The organism is Rhodanobacter sp. Root561 (assembly GCF_001427365.1).
Taxonomy (GTDB): domain Bacteria; phylum Pseudomonadota; class Gammaproteobacteria; order Xanthomonadales; family Rhodanobacteraceae; genus Rhodanobacter.
In genome coordinates, this window is record NZ_LMGH01000012.1 from 240,650 (window position 1) to 257,070 (window position 16,421).

The following is a 16,421-nucleotide window of genomic DNA, read 5'->3' on the forward strand; positions in this document are numbered from 1 at the left end:
TCCGGCCCTCGGGCAACCGCTCCTGCGTTGCCTCAACCCGGGCATCCATGCCCTCGCCCTGATCGACCTGAGAAGTTGAAACTCACAACTTCTCAGGCGTCGGCCATCTGCTTCGGGATCGAACGATTGGTGTGGCTGATGCGGTTGCCCGGACCGGCGGCGACGTAGACGCAGGTCGGCTGGTAGTTCTCCAGCTCCGCTTCGCTAAGCTGCACGAAGGCGGCGATGATGATGATGTCGCCGGCCTGGGCACTGCGCGCGGCGCTGCCGTTGACCGAGATGATCCCGGAGCCTTCCTCGGCACGCAGCGCATAGGTGACGAAACGCTGGCCGCTGTTGACGTTCCAGGCGTGGATCTGCTCGTACTCGCGGATGCCGGAGGCGTCCAGCAGCAGACCGTCGATCGCGATCGAGCCTTCGTAGTGCAGTTCGGCGTGGGTCACCGTGGCACGGTGGATCTTGGCCTTGAGCATGTTCAGGTGCATGGGAATCTTGTTTCCGGCGGGGTCAGCCTGCAAAGTCGGGCATTATCGAACTGCTGACGCTGCATCGCAACATCAACGGCCTGTTCCCGGATATGCGGCCACCTCAGTCGAACAGCAAGTTGTCGATCAGGCGCGTGTTGCCCAGCCGTGCCGCCACCAGCGCAATCAGCCCGTCAGACTCGCCGTCGGCCGGTTCGGCCAGGTCTTCGGTACGGCGGATCACCACGTAGTCCGGCACGAAACCCGCACGTTGCAGGCGCGCGGCGGCGGTCTGCTCGATCGCCTGCCACGGATGTCCCTGCGCCAGCAGTTCGCGCATTTTCTGCAGGGTGTCGTGGATCAACGGCGCGCGCGCCCGCTCCTCGGCGCTGAGGTACTGATTGCGCGAGCTGAGCGCCAGGCCATCCTCGGCGCGCAGGATCGGCGCCGCCATCACCTTCAGCGGCAGGCCCAGGTCGCGCACCATCCGCTCGACCACCTTCAACTGCTGGAAGTCCTTCTGGCCAAATACGGCCACGTCCGGCTGCACCAGGTTGAACAGCTTGCACACCACCGTGGCCATGCCATCGAAGTGGCCCGGCCGATGGGCGCCTTCCAGCTCGTCGGTGATCCGCGGCACGCGCACGCTGACGCTGTGCGCGGCACCGAACGGATAGATCGTGGCGACCTCCGGTGCGAACAGCAGGTCGCATTCACTCTCGGCCAGCGCGGCCTGATCCTGCGCCAGGGTGCGCGGATAACGGTCGAAATCCTCGTTGGGACCGAACTGGGTCGGGTTGACGAAGACACTGGCGACGACCCGCTCGGTGCGCGCACGCGCCAGCTTGATCAGCGACTGGTGACCGGCGTGCAGGTTGCCCATGGTCGGCACGAAGCCCACGGTCTGGCCCTGCGTGCGCCAGCCACGGATCGCGGCCCGCAGCGCGGGGATGTCTTGTACGGTCTGCATGATCGGTCGACTCGCAGCCCGGTTGAACGGGCTCAATGAAAACGAAGGTCAGTTGAAACAGTGCTCGGGCGCCGGAAAGGCGCCGCTGCGCACGTCCTCGGCATAGGCGGCAATGGCCGCGGCCACAGAATCGCGCCCGGCGAGGAAATCCTTGCTGAATTTCGGGCGCTTGCCCGGCGTGATGCCGAGCATGTCGTGGATCACCAGCACCTGGCCGTCGCAATGCGGGCCGGCGCCGATGCCGATCACCGGAATCGAAAGCGCCTCGGTCACTCGCCGCCCCAGTTCCACCGGCACGCCCTCCATCACCAGCAGGTCCGCGCCGGCCGCCTGCACCGCCAGCGCCTCGGCCAGCACGCGATCGGCGGCGGCCTGTTCGCGTCCCTGGATGCGGAAGCCGCCGAACTTGTGCACCGACTGCGGGGTGAGCCCCAGGTGCGCACAAACCGGAATGGCCCGCGCGCTCAGCGCCGCGATCGCTTCCTGGATGTGCGGCGCGGCGCCCTCGATCTTGACCATCGCCGCACCGGCCTCGCCGACCAGTCGCGCGCCGGCTTCCAGCGCATGCGCGATATCGCGATCGGCCATGAACGGCAGGTCGGCCACCAGCATGGTGGCCGCCAGTCCGCGGGCCACCGCGGCCGTGTGGTAGACCATGTGATCGAGCGTCACCGGCAAGGTGCTGCGATGGCCCTGCACCACCATGCCCAGCGAATCGCCGACCAGCGCGATGTCGATGCCGGCCGATTCCAGTTGCCAGGCGAAGCTGGCGTCGTAGGCGGTGAGCATCACGATGCGCCGACCCTCGGCCTTCATCGCAAGCAGGCCTGGCACGGTCACCGGCTTGCGGTCGGGGACACTGGCGTTCTGCACGTACACGGCAATTCCTGATCGATGCTGGGCCGCCGATTATCCGGCGCGCCACGTTGAGGGCTCAAGCCACGCGTTCACAACCGGATGGATCGAGCCGGGCCAGTTGTTCAGCCACGGTAGCCTGGCCGGACGGGCGCAGGGTGGGCACAATGTCGCACAGGGGCAGCAGCACGAAGGCCCGCTCGGCCATGCGGGGATGCGGCAGGGTCAGGTCGGGATCGTCAAGCTGCACGCCTTCGACATGCAGCAGATCCAGATCCAGCGTGCGCGGCCCGTTGCGCTCGGCCCGCACGCGACCGGCGCGCTGCTCGATGGCCAGCAGCGCGTCCAGCAAGACATGCGGCGAGAGCTCCGTGTCCAGTTCCACCACCGCGTTGATGAAGGGCGGCTGCTCCAGCACGCCCCACGGCAGCGTGCGATACAGCGAGGAGCGCTGTCGCAGTCGGGTCCCGGGCAGGCGCGCCAGCGCATCCATCGCGTCCAGCACCTGTTGCCGGGGATCGCCGAGATTGCTGCCCAGCGCCACGTAGGCCAGACTCATGCGGAGCCTGATTTGTTGCCCGGCTTGCGACGACGACGGCGTGGACGCGGCGGCTTCGCGGCGACCGGCGCGGGAACGTAATCATTGGCGCCTGCACCGCCACCGGCCGGCAGGGCCGAAGCCAGCACATCCTGCGGCAGCTGCTGGGCGTGGGCCCACCACTGTCCCAGCTCGCGCATCGCCGGTGACTCGTCGGCACGCAGCAGCAGGAAATCGAAGGCGGCGCGGAAGCGCGGATGGGCCATCAGGCGGAATACGCGCTTGCGCTGGATCTGTTCGAAGCGCGGCTGCAACGACCAGATCTCCTCCATGGTGAAGGTGAACCGGCGCGGGATCGCCACGCGCTGGCACTGCTCGCCCACCACGCGGGCGGCGGCCTGCGCCCAGGCCTCGTTGCTTTCGACGCCACGCCCGATCAACTGGTGCGCCACGTCGCGCACTTCGCCCCACAACAGCACTGCGAACAGGAAGGCCGGCGTGACCGACTTGCCCTCGTGGATGCGGGCATCGGTATTGGCCAGCCCGTTCTCGACCAGCGAACGCAGCGCGTCGTCGCCGCGCCGAAGCGCCCGTGCGGTGGCCGGAAACAGGAACTTGAGCAGCCCGCAGTGTTCCAGCATGCGGAAGCTCTTCAGGCCGTTGCCGGACAGGAACATCTTCAGTGATTCGTCGAACAGGCGCGCGGGCGCGGCGTCGGCCAGCAGCGGCCCCAGCGTCTCGAACGGCGCCATCGCGGCGGCGTCGATCTGCATGTCCAGCTTCGCCGCCAGCCGCGCCGCGCGCAGCATGCGCACCGGGTCCTCGTGGTAGCGGACGTCCGGCTCGCCGATCAGGCGCAGCATCCGGTCCTGCAGGTCCTGCATGCCGCCGACGTAGTCGCGCACGGAGAAATCGCTGATGTCGTAATACATCGCGTTGACGCGGAAGTCGCGGCGGATCGCGTCTTCCTCGATGGTGCCCCAGATGTTGTCGCGCACGATGCGGCCATCGACGATGTGACGGTCGCCCTCGCCGCCCTCCTCGCCGGTGCCGCGAAACGTGGCGACCTCGATGATTTCCGGGCCGAACACCACGTGGGCCAGGCGGAAGCGGCGGCCGATCAGGCGGCAGTTGCGGAACAGCTGCTTCACTTCATCCGGCGTGGCATCGGTGGCCACGTCGAAGTCCTTCGGCTGCAGCCCCAGCAGCAGGTCGCGTACCGCACCGCCGACCAGATAGGCCGTGTGCCCGGCCTCGTTCAGCCGGTACAGCACGCGCAAGGCGGCCTTGCTGATGTTCTTGCGCGAAATGATGTGCTGGTCGCGCGGAATGATCCGCAGCGTCGGCGTGGCGTCAGTCCTTGATTGTAGATTCAAGCGGTGGGAATCCTTGGCGGGGCGAAGCTGCCCGTCGGTTGCAATATATCGCGGCACAGAGCAACGCGGGCCGCTCCGCGTGGCGCCGGACACGTGCACCGGCAGGTCCCGTTTCGGGCGACGCAGGCAGATGCACGGCAAGCATTGCCGGGCGAAACAATTCCGTTATACTAGCGCGCCTCGCTGCATAACGCTCCCTTCGTCTAGTGGCCTAGGACACTGCCCTCTCAAGGCGGGAACACGAGTTCGAGTCTCGTAGGGAGCACCAATGCTTGTGCGATCATCCATGATCGCTGCAACATCGACTGCAAGAAGCTAGGGTGCAGACTGCGCTCCGGGTAGAGATCAAAAGCGGCCATCCATGGCCGCACTCCTCACAAAAGCTCGCATTCTGCGACACTCGTCTGCAGTGCATATCCTTTGAGAGCCCTCTTCCATGACCTTTGTTGTCATCGACAACTGCATCAAGTGCAAGTACACCGATTGCGTCGAGGTCTGCCCGGTCGACGCGTTCCACGAAGGCCCGAATTTCCTGGTGATCGATCCGGACGAGTGCATCGACTGCACCCTGTGCGAGCCCGAGTGCCCGATCAATGCGATCTACCCGGAAGACGACGTTCCCGCCGGCCAGGAAGCGCTGGTGGCGCTGAACGCGGAGCTGGCCAAGGGTTGGCCGGTGATCACCGAGCGCAAGGATGCCCCGGCCGATGCAAAGGACTGGGAAGGCAAGCCCGGCAAGCTGGAACTGCTGCAGCGCTGATATCGCGGCGCGCCGATGCCCGATGCGAAAACGCCGCCCGAGGGCGGCGTTTTCAATGGCCGGACGGAAGACTCAGCCGCCCAGACGCGACTTCAGCGTATCCACCACCTTGCCCACCGCGGCCGGATTTCCGGTGGCGCGCACTTCGCTGCCACTGGCGCCGCTGGTGTTGATGCTGACCTGCACCTGGTGCGAGCCGGCGCCCGGCGCCTGCACCGCGCTGCTCTTGTCGCGACCGAACATGCGGCCGAAGAAGCCCTTCTTTTTCTGCTGGGCAACGGCATCGGACACGTTCAGCGTGTAGCTGTGCGCCGCATCGTCATGCGCGATCACCTCGCCGAGGTTGCCGCCTTCCAAGGCTTGGCCGACACGGCGATAGACGCTGTCGGCGCCATCGGCGACCACGAAGCCGTCGCTGATCTGGCCATTCGACGAACCGACCCGGGCCGTTGCGCCATTGGCGGTCGGCTGGTTGCCACCCGGCGGCGGAATCACCAGCGCTTCGGTGGTGGAAGGCCGGTCAAGCGTGGGCGGAATCTCCAGCGGCGCTTCCTGCAGCGCGGTGTCCCAGGCCTTGTGCGAACGGAATGCGCCGCAGCCGGTGAGCAGCAGGCCACTGAGGGCCACGGCCGGCAAGGCCACGAGGAGCGAAGTTTTCTTCATGTAATCGGATTCCGTAAAGTAAGTCAGGCAACCGTTCCACCGGCCGCAGTCGTCAAGGATGCCAGACTGGACAGCGCTTGGTGCAATCGGGCGCGATCCGGACCGTCGTTCAGTTCCACCAGCGGCAACCTCGGCAGGGCCAGTCCCAGCCCCAGCACAGGCAAACCGGCCTTGACCGCGATCGGGTTCGGCGCGCAGTTGAGCGCCTCGATCAGGGGTTCCAGCGCGGCATGACAGCGCGCGGTGGCCGCCCGATCCCCGGCGGTGGCCGCGTCGCACAAGTCACGGAACGCCCGCGGCACCAGGTTGGCCACCACCGAGATGGTGCCGGCGGCGCCGGCCAGCATCGCCTGCCCGGCCGTGCCGTCGTCGCCGGACAGATAGACGAAATCCGGACGCACAAGTTCCGCCAGCGCCGAAATCCGCGGCTGGTCACCGCGGGCCTCCTTGATGCCCACGATCGCGGGATGATCACGCAGCGCGGCGACCGTCTCCGGCAGGACATCGCAACCGGTACGGGTCGGCACGTTGTAGAGCAGTACCGGCAGCTCGCCGTGTTCGGCCACTTCCAGGTAATGGCGGCGCATGCCTTCCTGGGTCGGCCGCACGTAGAACGGCGCCACCACCAGGGCCGCATCGGCGCCCAGCGCACGGGCCCGCCGGGTCAATGCCACCGTTTTTGCGGTGCCCGCCTCGCCGGTACCGGCAATCACCGGAACCCGTCCGTTCACCCGATCGACGGCAAACGCCAGCAGGCGCTCGAACTCGTCGTGTTCGAGCATGTGCGCCTCACCGGTGGAGCCGGCCACCACCAGCGCCTGGGTGCCGCCGGCGATCTGGTAATCAAGCAGTCGACCGAAGGCCGCCAGATCGAGCGAGCCATCGGCCGCGAACGGCGTGGCCAGCGCGCAGATGCTTCCGCGAATGTTCAAGACCCGATTCCATTGCAAGGCAAGCCCTGCATGTTACTTGCCGCTTCGCGAGCCGGGCAAGTAAGCTCGATGGGAGTAGTCTCACCGTTCCGCATCATGCGGTCGACGTTACGCAGGCAGGCCTCCTTGAAATCCACTTCCGGCTCCGCACGCTCGGGCAACGACAACCAGTTGCTGATCCACGCGCTTACCACCTCGACCCAGTCGCCGCTGCTGGCACTGGCCCGGCGAATCGCCGACGCCGGTTGCAACCTGTCCGAATCGCGAGTCGCCACCATCGGCACGGAAACCTCGCTGATGCTGCTGGCCAGTGGCGCCTGGGACGCCCTGGCCAAGCTGGAAACGGCCCTGGCCAAGCTGACCCGCGACGAGAGCATGCGGCTGGTGCACTACCGCACCGGGCCGCGCGAGAACAGCTCGCACCTGCTGCCTTATCTGGTAGAAGTGGTGGCCGCCGACCGGCCGGGCATCGTGGCCCGCATCGTGGACTTCTTCAGCCAGCACGGCATCAGCGTGGAGCAGCTCAACTCCACCCGCTATCACGCCATGCAGACCGGGGCGGAGATGTTCCAGGCCCAGTTCACCATCGGCATTCCGGCGGAAATCCACATCGCCGCCTTGCGCGACGACTTCCTGGAACTGTGCGACGGCCTGAATCTCGACGCGATCATGGACCCGGTCAAATTCTGAGCCGGTGACATCCGCCGAGCATCGCGCGATCGTGGCGTCCTGACAAGGACTGTCCTGCGCCAAGCCACCCGCGCTAGTCTGTGGCCGTGAGTTGCCGGAGGACCGTTGCATTGCAGCCAGCTTGTCGAATCACCCCGACCCTTTCCGGCGCAACAGCTCGCCCTGCCGCCGTCGCAACGTCGACCTCAGCGGCCTTCTCCATCCTTTCCTTTTCCCACACGTCGCGGCATCGCCTCGCCGCGCAGGACCCCTCATGCCCGATATCGGCAAGAAACTGCCCGCACTGAAAGGCCTCACCGGCGACGGCAGCGAACTGAAGCTGTCCAGCCTCAAGGGACAATGGCTGGTGGTGTATTTCTACCCGAAGGACTCGACGCCAGGATGCACCACCGAAGCGAAGGACTTTCGCGACCTCTACCCGGCCTTCCGCAAGCGCCATGCGCAGATCATCGGTGTCTCGCGCGATTCGCAGAAGTCGCATGCGAACTTCGCCAACAAGCAGGAACTGCCGTTCCCGCTGGTCTCCGATGCCGACGAAACCTGGTGCCGCGCCTTCGACGTGATCCACGAAAAAGTGCTGTACGGCAAACGCTTCATGGGCATCGTCCGCAGCACGTTCCTGATCGATTCGGAGGGCAAGCTGGCCGCGGAATGGCGTGGCGTGAAAGTTTCCGGCCATGCGCAGGCCGTGCTCGACGCCATTCCCGCTGCCTGACCCTGGACGTACCCGCCGGCCCGTTCCTTCCACCCACCAGTGAGGACACTTCCGCATGACCGGAAGCAAGCGCATCTACGCTCTCGACACCAACGTCCTGCTGCATGACCCGACCTCGCTGTTCCGCTTCGAGGAACACGATGTCTTCATCCCGATGACCGTGCTGGAGGAACTGGACGAAAAGAAGAAGGGTGCCTCGGAAGTCTCGCGCAATGGCCGCCAGGTCAGCCGCTTCCTCAACGAACTGGTCGAACTGGGCAAGCAGCACGATCTGGGCGAGGGCCTGGAACTCAGCAATCCGCAGGGCATCAAGCTCAAGCGCGGCGGCTCGGTGGGCCGCCTGTACTTCCAGCATCGCACCAGCAGCAACGGCCACACCAAGGCGGACAACCAGATCCTCGCCGCGGTGATCGAGTTGCGCGACCAGAATCCCGGCCGCGACGTCATCCTGGTCACCAAGGACATCAACCTCCGGATCAAGGCCAGCATCAACGGCATCGTCGCCGAGGACTACGAGAACGACCGCGCGCTGGACGACTTCTCGCTGCTCTACACCGGTTCGGCCGAACTGCCCGAGGACTTCTGGGACCTGCACCCGGAAGTGCGCTCGTGGACCGAACGCGGCCGTACCTATTACGAGGTGAACCGGCGCGAGCAGGACGACTGGCATCCGAACCAGTGCCTGTACCTGCCCGGCGAAAACGCGGTCGAGCTGCGCGTGCTGCACCTGGACGAGACCAGTGCCACCTTGCTGCTGCTGGACGACCATTCGCACGCGAACCATCACGTCTGGGGCATCGGCGCGCGCAACCGCGAGCAGAACTTCGCGCTCAACGCGCTGATGGACCCGGACATCGACTTCGTCACCCTGCTCGGCAACGCCGGCACCGGCAAGACCCTGCTGGCGCTGGCCGCCGGCCTGGCCCAGGTGATGGACCAGCAGCGCTACCGCGAGATCATCATGACCCGCGCCACCGTGTCCGTCGGCGAGGACATCGGCTTCCTGCCCGGCACCGAAGAGGAAAAGATGACGCCGTGGATGGGCGCGCTCACCGACAACCTCGAAGTGCTGGCCAACCCCGAGGACGGCGGCAGCTGGGGCCGCCAGGCCACCAACGACCTGCTCGCCTCGCGCATCAAGATCCGCTCGCTGAACTTCATGCGCGGGCGCACCTTCCTGTCGCGCTACCTGATCATCGACGAGGCGCAAAATCTCACCCCGAAGCAGATGAAGACCCTGATCACCCGCGCCGGCCCGGGCACCAAGATCGTCTGCCTGGGCAATGTCGAGCAGATCGACACGCCGTATCTCACCGAGACCACCTCCGGCCTCACCTACGCGGTCGACCGCTTCAAGAACTGGGAGCACTCCGCCCACATCACCCTGCGCCGCGGCGAGCGGTCGCGGCTGGCGGACTTCGCGGCGGAGTCGCTTTAGTAACGGGATTCGGGATTCGGAAAGGCCGAAACCGGCGCTTCGTCGATGACTGGAAACTCCCCGCGCGGCTGAATGCCGCGCGGGGGATTCGGCGGGCACCGAGCCGGGGCGCGGCAAACGCGTAGAATGGCAGGCCCCGGAATCCCTGCCACGGCTGCTCGCGTTGCCATGATCCTCACCCCCCGCCTCATCCTGCTTGCCGTATTCGTGTTCTTCGCGTTGTGCGTGCTGCTGGTGCACCTGCGCGGTCGCGTGCGGCTGCGTTTCGACCGCCAGCTGGTCGACCACTCGGCGATCTTCGCCCCGTACAACCTGCTGATGTACGCGTTCTCCGCCGTGCCGGCGAAACCCATCCTCGATCGTCGCGGCTTTCCGCAACTGGACCTGCTGCAGGCGAACTGGCAGGCCATCCGCGACGAGGCCCTGCAGCTGTTCGACGAAGGCCACATCCGCGCGGCCGCGAAGAACGACGACGCCAGCTTCAACAGCTTCTTCAAGCAGGGCTGGAAGCGTTTCTACCTGAAGTGGTACGGCGAGCCGCTGGCCTCCGCCGAGGCGCTGTGCCCGAAGACGGTCGAGTTGCTCAATGCGATTCCCGGCATCAAGGCGGCGATGTTCGCCACGCTGGCGCCGAACAGCAAGCTCAACCCGCATCGCGATCCGTTCGCCGGCTCGCTGCGCTACCACCTGGGCCTGATCACGCCGAACTCGCGCGACTGCCGCATCTTCGTCGACGGCGAGGAGCACGCCTGGGGCGACGGCAAGGACGTGGTGTTCGACGAGACCTTCGTGCACTGGGTCGAGAACAAGACCGACCAGACCCGGGTGATCCTGTTCGCCGACGTGGAGCGTCCGCTGCGCACGCGCTGGATGAGCGCGATCAACCATCGCGTCGGCGCGTTCATGGGCAGGATCACCGCCTCGCCGAACAGCGACGCCGGCACCGAGAAGACCGGCTTCGTGAACCGCCTGTACGCGCTCAGCCAGCGCAAGGGCGCCACGCATCGCTGGAAGGTGGAGTTCAAGCGCCGCCACCGGACGCTGTACAAGGCCTTCAAGTACACCGGCATCGTGCTGCTGATGTGGCTGATCTTCCTGGCGCCGTGGCCGCTGTTCCGCTGAGCAGTCACATCGCGTGAGTGGCGCGCGTCCTTGATCAGGATGCCTCGATGGAGAACGCCATGGACCCGCAAACCGCCCTGTTCCAGCAACACCGCCCCCGCCTGTTCGGGCTGGCCTACCGCATGCTCGGCACGCCCGCCGACGCCGAAGACGTGCTGCACGATGCCTGGCTGCGCTGGCATGCGCAGGACACTACCGCGCTGGACGATCCCGAAGCATGGCTGGTGACCGTCACCACCCGGCTGGCGCTCGACCGCCTGCGCCGCGCCCGGACCGAGCGCGAACACTATCCTGGCCCGTGGCTGCCCGAGCCGCTATTGGTCGACGCCGACCAGCCCGAGGCGCAACTGGAGCGGGCGGAAAGCCTGACCCTCAGCTTCCTGCTGCTGCTCGAACGGCTCAGCGCCGAGGAGCGCGCCGCCTTCCTGCTGCGCGAGGTGTTCGATTACAGCCACGCCGAGGCCGCGGCGATGCTCGAGATCAGCGAAGACGCCTGCCGCCAGCGCGTGCACCGGGCGAAACAGCGTCTGCGCCAGGAACGGCCGCGCCCGGACGCGCCCGATACCGATCGACAGCACCGTTTGCTGGAGCGCTTCGCCGAGGCCCTGCAACAACCGGACATGGATACCTTGCGCGCGCTGTTCGCCGAGGACGCGGTGCACATCTCCGACGGCGGTGGCCTGGTCACCGCCACCCTGCGTCCCCTGCACGGGGCCGAACGCCTGGCCCGGTTGTATCTGCAGATCGCCCTGCATCAGCGCGGACAGGGCGTGCGCCATGAAATCCATCGGCTCAACGGCACGCCTGCCCTGCTCAGCTGGCAGGGCGACACCCTGATATCCGCCAGCTGGATCGACGAAGACGAGACGGGAATCAGCGCGATCCACGCCTTGCGTCACCCCGGAAAGCTGGCCCGGCTGGCGGCTGTCACGAAATCGGCCGGCCCTGCGTCCTTGCATTGAACGGCCACTGCGGCCGCACCACAGAAAGGAGTTCCCCCATGTCATCCCGTCAATCCTCGGTCCCCACCCAGGAAGCCATGAAACCCCTGTTCGCCCTGAACAAATACGTGCACTCGGGCAGCCTCGAACCGGCCCTGATCGAGCTGGTGCTGATGCGAGCCTCCCAGCTCAACGGCTGCGCCTACTGCCTGGACATGCACAGCAAGGATGCCCGCGCCGCCGGCGAAACCGAGCAGCGGCTGTATGTGTTGCAGGCCTGGCGCGAAGCGCCGTTCTACAGCGATCGCGAGCGCGCCGCGCTGGCGTGGTGCGAGGCAGTCACCCGGCTCGATCCGGTCCACGGGGTAGCCGACGACGTCTACGAGCAGGCCCGCGCGCAGTTCAGCGAAAAGGAACTGGGCGATCTCAACATGGCGGTGATCCTGATCAACGCGTGGAACCGCATCGCGATCCCGTTCCAGAACCCGCCGGGCGCGTACCAGCCCGCAAAGCACTGAACATCGCGCCCATGAAAAAAGCCGCGGCGGCCGCCGCGGCTTTTTTTACGCTCGACGAAAAACCGCAGCTCAGCCCTTGATGCGCTTCACGATCGCATCGGCGAAGCTGTCGGTGCTGCCCTTGCCGCCGATGTCCGGCGTCACGCTGTCGCGATCATTCGTCATGGTGTCGCGGATCGCCTGGCGCAGCCGGTCGCCCTTGGCCACCATGTCCAGGTAATCGAGCATGTCGGCGGCGGCCAGCAGCAGCGCGCAGGGGTTGGCGATGCCTTTGCCCGCGATATCCGGCGCCGAGCCGTGCACCGCCTCGAAGATCGCCGCGTGCTCGCCGATGTTGTCGCCCGGCGCCAGGCCCAGGCCACCGACCAGGCCGGCGCACAGGTCGGACAGGATGTCGCCGAACAGGTTGGTGGTGACGATCACGTCGAACTGCTCGGGCTTCATCACCAGCTGCATGCAGGTGTTGTCCACGATCATCTCGTTGAACTCGATCTGCGGGTATTCCTTCGCAATCTCGCGCGCCACGTTGAGGAACAGGCCCGAACTGGTCTTCAGGATGTTCGCCTTGTGCACGGCGGTGACCTTCTTGCGACCCTTCTTCACCGCCAGCTCGAAGGCGTAACGGACGATGCGGCTGCTGCCCTTGCGGGTGTTGCGCGCCACCGACTCGGCGATCTCGCCGTCGGCGGACAGGGTCTGGCCCTCGGAGCGGTAGGCGCCTTCGGTGTTCTCGCGCACCGTGATGATGTCGATGTTTTCGTAGCGAGACTTGGTGCCGGGGAAGCTCACCGCTGGGCGCACGTTCGCGTACAGGTCGAAAAGACGGCGCAGGGTCACGTTGACCGAGGTGAAGCCGCCGCCGATCGGCGTGGTCAGCGGGCCTTTCAGCGCGACCTTGTGCTCGGCGATCCTGTCCAGCGTGGCCTTGGGCAGCAGATCGCCATGCTTGTCCAGCGCGACCATGCCGGCGTCGACGAAATCGTAGGTCAGGCCGCAGTCCAGCGCGTCGAGCACGCGCAGCGTGGCGGTCATGATCTCCGGGCCGATGCCGTCGCCCGGGATCACGGCGATGGTTTTGTTCATGGGATACTCCTTGGGGGACGATTGCGTGCGCGCATGGAACGGCGCAGGTCAAGACCGCCCATTATCGCTCATGCAACCGTTCCCGGACAGCCGATGGCCCGGGAAAACCGTTGCAAATCCTCGCACGGAGCATTGCAGAAACTCGCAGGGAGGCATTCCCTTGCCTCCCCGCCCGCGAACGGGCTCCCGCGCAGGGTCAGCCGTGATCGGCGCATTCCGCCGTGGCGGACTCGCCGCCTTCCAGCTTGTCCAGGGAGTCCACTGCCCGTCGCAGATGCGGGATCACGATCGAGCCACCCACCACCAGGCCGACACTGAACACCTCGAAGAACTCGTCGCGCTGCACGCCGGCCTCCTTGCACTGGGCCACGTGGTAGTTGATGCAGTCGTCGCAGCGCAGCACCATCGAGGCGACCAGGCCCAGCATCTCCTTGGTCTTCACGTCCAGCGCGCCGGCCTTGTAGGTCTGCGTGTCCAGCGCGAAGAAGCGCCGCACGACCTGGTTGTCCTCGGCCAGGATGCGCTCGTTCATGCGCTGGCGGAAGGCGGTGAATTCGGCAAGCTTGTCGCTCATGCGCCCTGCTCCAGCCATTGCGCCAGCTTGCCGCTGCGGTCGGCGGCCACCAGGTCGTCGTAGCCGCCCACGTGCTGGTCGTTGATGAATATCTGCGGCACCGTGCGGCGACCGCCGCTGCGCGCCAGCATCGCGTCGCGTTGCGCGGGATCGGCGTCCACGCGCACCTCGGTCCACTCCAGCCCCTTGGATTTCAGCAGGTTCTTGGCCGACACGCAGTACGGACACACGGCGGTCGAGTAGACCTCGATCTTGGACATCACGACACTCCACAAACAATGGGGAAACTTCACAGAAAATGGGGCCGCGCGCGTCCAGCTCAAGCCGGACGGCTGCGGTGAACCGACGCAGCAGGACACGGTCACAATGCTATTGTCGCCGAACCCATGATCATGTCGCCACGTCCCGTTCCCTGCCTGCTCGCCACCCTGCTCTGCGCCGCGCTGGCGAGCACCGCCAGTGCCCAGCAGGACATGCGCCTGCCGGACCTGGGCAGTTCGGCCAACGCGCTGATTTCGCCCAGCGAGGCGCAGGATTACGGTGCCTCCATGCTGCGCCAGATGCGCGCGCTGGACATGGTGGTCGACGACCCGCTGCTGGACGACTACATCAACGACCTCGGCTACCGGCTGGTCGCCAGCAGCGACAAGCCGAAGGAACATTTCGCCTTTTTCATCGTGAAGGACCCGGAAATCAACGCCTTCGCCGCGCCCGGCGGCTATATCGCGGTGAACTCGGGGCTGCTCACGATCACCCGTGACGAAAGCGAACTGGCCGGCGTGATCGCCCATGAGATCGGCCACATCACCCAGAACCACCTGCAGCGTGCGTTCGAGGACTCGAAGAAGGATGCGCCGCTGATGGCCCTGGTGCTGCTCGGCGCGATCGCCGCCGGGGCCAGCAACCACAGCGGCGACGCACCGATGGCCGTGCTGGCCGGCGGCCAGGGGCTGATCGCGCAGAAATCGATCAATTTCACCCGCAAGGACGAGATCGAGGCCGATCGCGTCGGCATCCAGACGCTGTCCAAGGCCGGCTTCGACCCCAATGCGATGGCGGGCTTCTTCCAGCGCATGCAGGATGCGATGAGCGCCGGCGCCGGCGGCGAGGACGTGCCGGCGCTGTTGCAGACGCATCCGGTGACGACCAGCCGGATCAGCGACGCCAAGGCGCGCGCCGATGCGCTGATCGCCGCGCAGAAGCTGCGCGTGGGCACCACCGGGATCGATCGGCAGCAATGGGCGAGGAGCACGGCGCCGATCCCCTTCGTGAAGGACCCCACCACCCTGCTCGCTGCCCATCGCGCAGGCGATCTGGACACCTACGCGCTGATGCGCGAACGCGCCCGCGTGCTGGCCGGCGACGCCACGCGGCTGGCCACGTATTACGCGTCCAGCCTGCAGACGCGACGCGATTTCGACACCCCGGCAAATCACTACGGTTACGCGCTGGCGCTGACGCGCAGCGGCCGCGGCGCGCTGGCCATGGGACAATTGCAGCCACTGCTGGACAACCACCCGGGGAACCTGCTGCTGAAGCTGGCCGTGGCCGATGCCCGCCTGCAGGCCGGCCAGCGGGCCGCCGCGCTGGCCATCTACTCGGAACTCAACACCCAGTCCCCGCGCAACCGTGCGGTCGCGCTGGCGTATGCCCATGCGCTCACCGCCGGCGGCGACAAGGACCAGGCCCGGCTCGCCGCCGGCAAGTTGCGGCCGCTGCTGGACAATGCCAGCGAACCGGAGATCTACAGCACCTACGCCCGCGCCAGCGACAAGGCTGGCGACAGCGTGCGCGCCGGCGAAGCCTACGCCGACGCGAGCTATTACTCGGGCCGACCGTACGACGCCATGGAGCAGCTCAAGCGGCTGCTCAAGCGCGACGACCTGGACTACTACGCCCGCGTGCGCATCCAGGCGCGGATCACCGAGCTGACGCCGCTGGTGCTGGAACTGCACAAGCGCAAGATCAGGACCGCGGACAGTCCCGGCGATGATTCGCGGCAATAAGTGCTGCACTGTCATCGCCGCGTAACATGGATTCGCTGCAATACTTTCGTCATCCGCCACGGCAGACCACCGCGTGCACAAACGCATCCTCATCGTTGAAGACGAAACCTCGATTCGCGAAATGATCGCCTTTGCCCTGCGCAAGGCCGGCATGGAAACCATGCAGGCGGTCGACGCCCGCGCCGCCCAGCTGGCATTGTCCGAACAGGTGCCGGACCTGATCCTGCTGGACTGGATGCTGCCGGGCATGAGCGGGCTGGAACTGGCGCGGCGCCTGCGCAAGGAAGAGCTCAGTCGCGAGATCCCGATCATCATGCTGACCGCGCGCGGCGAGGAAATGGACCGCGTCAATGGCCTGGAGGCCGGCGTCGACGACTACGTGGTGAAGCCCTTCTCCACCCGCGAGCTGGTCGCCCGGATCAAGGCCGTCCTGCGGCGCAGCCAGGGCGATGACGGTTCGGGCGTGATCGAACTGGGCGGTCTGCGCATCGACGGGGCCGCACACCGGGTGTTCGCCGGCGAGGAGCCGGTGGCGATCGGCCCCACCGAGTATCGGCTGCTGTATTTCTTCATGACCCACGCCGAGCGGGTCTACTCGCGTGCGCAATTGCTGGACCACGTCTGGGGCGGCAGCGTCTACGTGGAAGAGCGCACCGTCGACGTGCATATCCGCCGGCTGCGCAAGACGCTGGAGCCCTGGAAGCTGGATGAACTGGTGCAGACGGTGCGCGGCACCGGCTACCGTTTTTCCACCAGCATCTGAACGGCGCCGCCTC

19 protein-coding genes and 1 tRNA gene are annotated in these 16,421 nt (G+C 66.4%); 10 read left to right on the top strand and 10 right to left on the bottom strand.

What is annotated here, in order from left to right; all coding sequences use genetic code 11:
- Window positions 1-92: 92 nt before the first annotated feature.
- From panD to pcnB, 5 genes are all read right to left on the bottom strand, one after another.
- Window positions 93-485 (bottom strand): aspartate 1-decarboxylase, encoded by a 393-nt coding sequence (panD, locus tag ASD55_RS12055; protein ID WP_007806142.1) that lies wholly within the window; start codon window positions 483-485, stop codon window positions 93-95.
- Window positions 486-588: 103 nt separating this feature from the next.
- Entirely contained in the window at window positions 589-1,434 is an 846-nt protein-coding gene (gene panC, locus ASD55_RS12060) for a pantoate--beta-alanine ligase (protein ID WP_056714954.1), read from the bottom strand.
- A gap of 48 nt (window positions 1,435-1,482) precedes the next feature.
- Window positions 1,483-2,313, bottom strand: a complete 831-nt coding sequence (gene panB / locus ASD55_RS12065) for a 3-methyl-2-oxobutanoate hydroxymethyltransferase (RefSeq protein ID WP_056714951.1) — start codon at window positions 2,311-2,313, stop codon at window positions 1,483-1,485.
- Window positions 2,314-2,368: 55 nt separating this feature from the next.
- Complete coding sequence (gene folK / locus ASD55_RS12070) at window positions 2,369-2,848, bottom strand: 2-amino-4-hydroxy-6-hydroxymethyldihydropteridine diphosphokinase (protein ID WP_056714948.1); 480 nt, start codon at window positions 2,846-2,848, stop codon at window positions 2,369-2,371.
- Window positions 2,845-4,203: a polynucleotide adenylyltransferase PcnB gene (pcnB, locus tag ASD55_RS12075; protein WP_056714943.1), complete on the bottom strand. Its 1,359-nt coding sequence runs from the start codon at window positions 4,201-4,203 to the stop codon at window positions 2,845-2,847. The genes folK and pcnB overlap by 4 nt, the downstream gene beginning before the upstream one ends.
- A 192-nt stretch (window positions 4,204-4,395) precedes the next feature.
- Here pcnB and ASD55_RS12080 point away from each other — a divergent pair.
- Window positions 4,396-4,471: transfer RNA gene (locus ASD55_RS12080), tRNA-Glu, on the top strand.
- Between the two features lie 168 nt (window positions 4,472-4,639).
- Window positions 4,640-4,963 carry a ferredoxin FdxA gene (fdxA, locus tag ASD55_RS12085; protein WP_056714941.1) on the top strand — a complete coding sequence of 108 codons (324 nt, stop codon included), beginning with the start codon at window positions 4,640-4,642 and terminating at the stop codon, window positions 4,961-4,963.
- Window positions 4,964-5,035: 72 nt separating this feature from the next.
- On the opposite strand, the gene ASD55_RS12090 is transcribed toward fdxA, so the two are convergent.
- Both ASD55_RS12090 and dapA read right to left on the bottom strand, forming a co-directional pair.
- The gene (locus tag ASD55_RS12090) at window positions 5,036-5,626 is read right to left on the bottom strand and encodes a hypothetical protein (protein WP_056714938.1); all 591 of its coding nucleotides are present in this window, start codon (window positions 5,624-5,626) and stop codon (window positions 5,036-5,038) included.
- A gap of 23 nt (window positions 5,627-5,649) precedes the next feature.
- Complete coding sequence (dapA, locus tag ASD55_RS12095; RefSeq protein ID WP_056766422.1) at window positions 5,650-6,558, bottom strand: 4-hydroxy-tetrahydrodipicolinate synthase; 909 nt, start codon at window positions 6,556-6,558, stop codon at window positions 5,650-5,652.
- A 96-nt stretch (window positions 6,559-6,654) separates the two neighbouring features.
- Between dapA and ASD55_RS12100 the strand changes: the two genes are divergently transcribed.
- The 6 genes from ASD55_RS12100 (at window position 6,655) to ASD55_RS12125 (ending at window position 11,982) form a co-directional block, all read left to right on the top strand.
- Window positions 6,655-7,248: a glycine cleavage system protein R gene (locus ASD55_RS12100; protein WP_200946160.1), complete on the top strand. Its 594-nt coding sequence runs from the start codon at window positions 6,655-6,657 to the stop codon at window positions 7,246-7,248.
- 253 nt (window positions 7,249-7,501) lie between these two features.
- Complete coding sequence (locus tag ASD55_RS12105) at window positions 7,502-7,963, top strand: peroxiredoxin (RefSeq protein ID WP_056766424.1); 462 nt, start codon at window positions 7,502-7,504, stop codon at window positions 7,961-7,963.
- Window positions 7,964-8,018: 55 nt separating this feature from the next.
- Window positions 8,019-9,401 (top strand): PhoH family protein, encoded by a 1,383-nt coding sequence (locus ASD55_RS12110; RefSeq protein WP_056766426.1) that lies wholly within the window; start codon window positions 8,019-8,021, stop codon window positions 9,399-9,401.
- Between the two features lie 168 nt (window positions 9,402-9,569).
- Window positions 9,570-10,523, top strand: coding sequence for an aspartyl/asparaginyl beta-hydroxylase domain-containing protein (locus ASD55_RS12115; protein WP_007806164.1), 954 nt, complete (start codon window positions 9,570-9,572; stop codon window positions 10,521-10,523).
- Window positions 10,524-10,582: 59 nt separating this feature from the next.
- Window positions 10,583-11,485, top strand: a complete 903-nt coding sequence (gene sigJ / locus ASD55_RS12120; RefSeq protein ID WP_056766500.1) for an RNA polymerase sigma factor SigJ — start codon at window positions 10,583-10,585, stop codon at window positions 11,483-11,485.
- Between the two features lie 77 nt (window positions 11,486-11,562).
- A complete protein-coding gene (locus tag ASD55_RS12125; RefSeq protein WP_235577795.1) occupies window positions 11,563-11,982 on the top strand; it encodes a carboxymuconolactone decarboxylase family protein in 420 nt (139 codons plus the stop codon).
- A 69-nt stretch (window positions 11,983-12,051) separates the two neighbouring features.
- On the opposite strand, the gene ASD55_RS12130 is transcribed toward ASD55_RS12125, so the two are convergent.
- From ASD55_RS12130 to grxC, 3 genes are all read right to left on the bottom strand, one after another.
- Window positions 12,052-13,065 carry an isocitrate dehydrogenase gene (locus ASD55_RS12130; protein WP_056766430.1) on the bottom strand — a complete coding sequence of 338 codons (1,014 nt, stop codon included), beginning with the start codon at window positions 13,063-13,065 and terminating at the stop codon, window positions 12,052-12,054.
- A gap of 196 nt (window positions 13,066-13,261) precedes the next feature.
- Window positions 13,262-13,657, bottom strand: coding sequence for a carboxymuconolactone decarboxylase family protein (locus tag ASD55_RS12135; protein ID WP_056766432.1), 396 nt, complete (start codon window positions 13,655-13,657; stop codon window positions 13,262-13,264).
- The gene (grxC, locus tag ASD55_RS12140; RefSeq protein ID WP_056766433.1) at window positions 13,636-13,899 is read right to left on the bottom strand and encodes a glutaredoxin 3; all 264 of its coding nucleotides are present in this window, start codon (window positions 13,897-13,899) and stop codon (window positions 13,636-13,638) included. Before grxC ends, ASD55_RS12135 begins: the two co-directional genes overlap by 22 nt.
- Window positions 13,900-14,025: 126 nt before the next feature.
- Between grxC and ASD55_RS12145 the strand changes: the two genes are divergently transcribed.
- Both ASD55_RS12145 and phoB read left to right on the top strand, forming a co-directional pair.
- Window positions 14,026-15,645, top strand: coding sequence for a M48 family metalloprotease (locus ASD55_RS12145; protein WP_200946162.1), 1,620 nt, complete (start codon window positions 14,026-14,028; stop codon window positions 15,643-15,645).
- Between the two features lie 73 nt (window positions 15,646-15,718).
- Window positions 15,719-16,408, top strand: coding sequence for a phosphate regulon transcriptional regulator PhoB (gene phoB / locus ASD55_RS12150; protein ID WP_056766437.1), 690 nt, complete (start codon window positions 15,719-15,721; stop codon window positions 16,406-16,408).
- Window positions 16,409-16,421 lie beyond the last annotated feature (13 nt).

What these genes read in the sequence shown, in the direction of transcription:
- sigJ (WP_056766500.1), top strand. Translation starts at nt 10,583, where the DNA reads ATGGACCCGCAAACCGCCCTGTTCCAGCAACACCGCCCCCGCCTGTTC.
- ASD55_RS12135 (WP_056766432.1), bottom strand. Translation starts at nt 13,657, where the DNA reads ATGGCTGGAGCAGGGCGCATGAGCGACAAGCTTGCCGAATTCACCGCC.
- ASD55_RS12100 (WP_200946160.1), top strand. Translation starts at nt 6,655, where the DNA reads ATGCGGTCGACGTTACGCAGGCAGGCCTCCTTGAAATCCACTTCCGGC.
- ASD55_RS12125 (WP_235577795.1), top strand. Translation starts at nt 11,563, where the DNA reads ATGAAACCCCTGTTCGCCCTGAACAAATACGTGCACTCGGGCAGCCTC.
- ASD55_RS12110 (WP_056766426.1), top strand. Translation starts at nt 8,019, where the DNA reads ATGACCGGAAGCAAGCGCATCTACGCTCTCGACACCAACGTCCTGCTG.
- folK (WP_056714948.1), bottom strand. Translation starts at nt 2,848, where the DNA reads ATGAGTCTGGCCTACGTGGCGCTGGGCAGCAATCTCGGCGATCCCCGG.
- ASD55_RS12145 (WP_200946162.1), top strand. Translation starts at nt 14,026, where the DNA reads ATGATCATGTCGCCACGTCCCGTTCCCTGCCTGCTCGCCACCCTGCTC.
- ASD55_RS12115 (WP_007806164.1), top strand. Translation starts at nt 9,570, where the DNA reads ATGATCCTCACCCCCCGCCTCATCCTGCTTGCCGTATTCGTGTTCTTC.
- ASD55_RS12105 (WP_056766424.1), top strand. Translation starts at nt 7,502, where the DNA reads ATGCCCGATATCGGCAAGAAACTGCCCGCACTGAAAGGCCTCACCGGC.
- fdxA (WP_056714941.1), top strand. Translation starts at nt 4,640, where the DNA reads ATGACCTTTGTTGTCATCGACAACTGCATCAAGTGCAAGTACACCGAT.
- ASD55_RS12090 (WP_056714938.1), bottom strand. Translation starts at nt 5,626, where the DNA reads ATGAAGAAAACTTCGCTCCTCGTGGCCTTGCCGGCCGTGGCCCTCAGT.
- grxC (WP_056766433.1), bottom strand. Translation starts at nt 13,899, where the DNA reads ATGTCCAAGATCGAGGTCTACTCGACCGCCGTGTGTCCGTACTGCGTG.
- panD (WP_007806142.1), bottom strand. Translation starts at nt 485, where the DNA reads ATGCACCTGAACATGCTCAAGGCCAAGATCCACCGTGCCACGGTGACC.
- panC (WP_056714954.1), bottom strand. Translation starts at nt 1,434, where the DNA reads ATGCAGACCGTACAAGACATCCCCGCGCTGCGGGCCGCGATCCGTGGC.
- ASD55_RS12130 (WP_056766430.1), bottom strand. Translation starts at nt 13,065, where the DNA reads ATGAACAAAACCATCGCCGTGATCCCGGGCGACGGCATCGGCCCGGAG.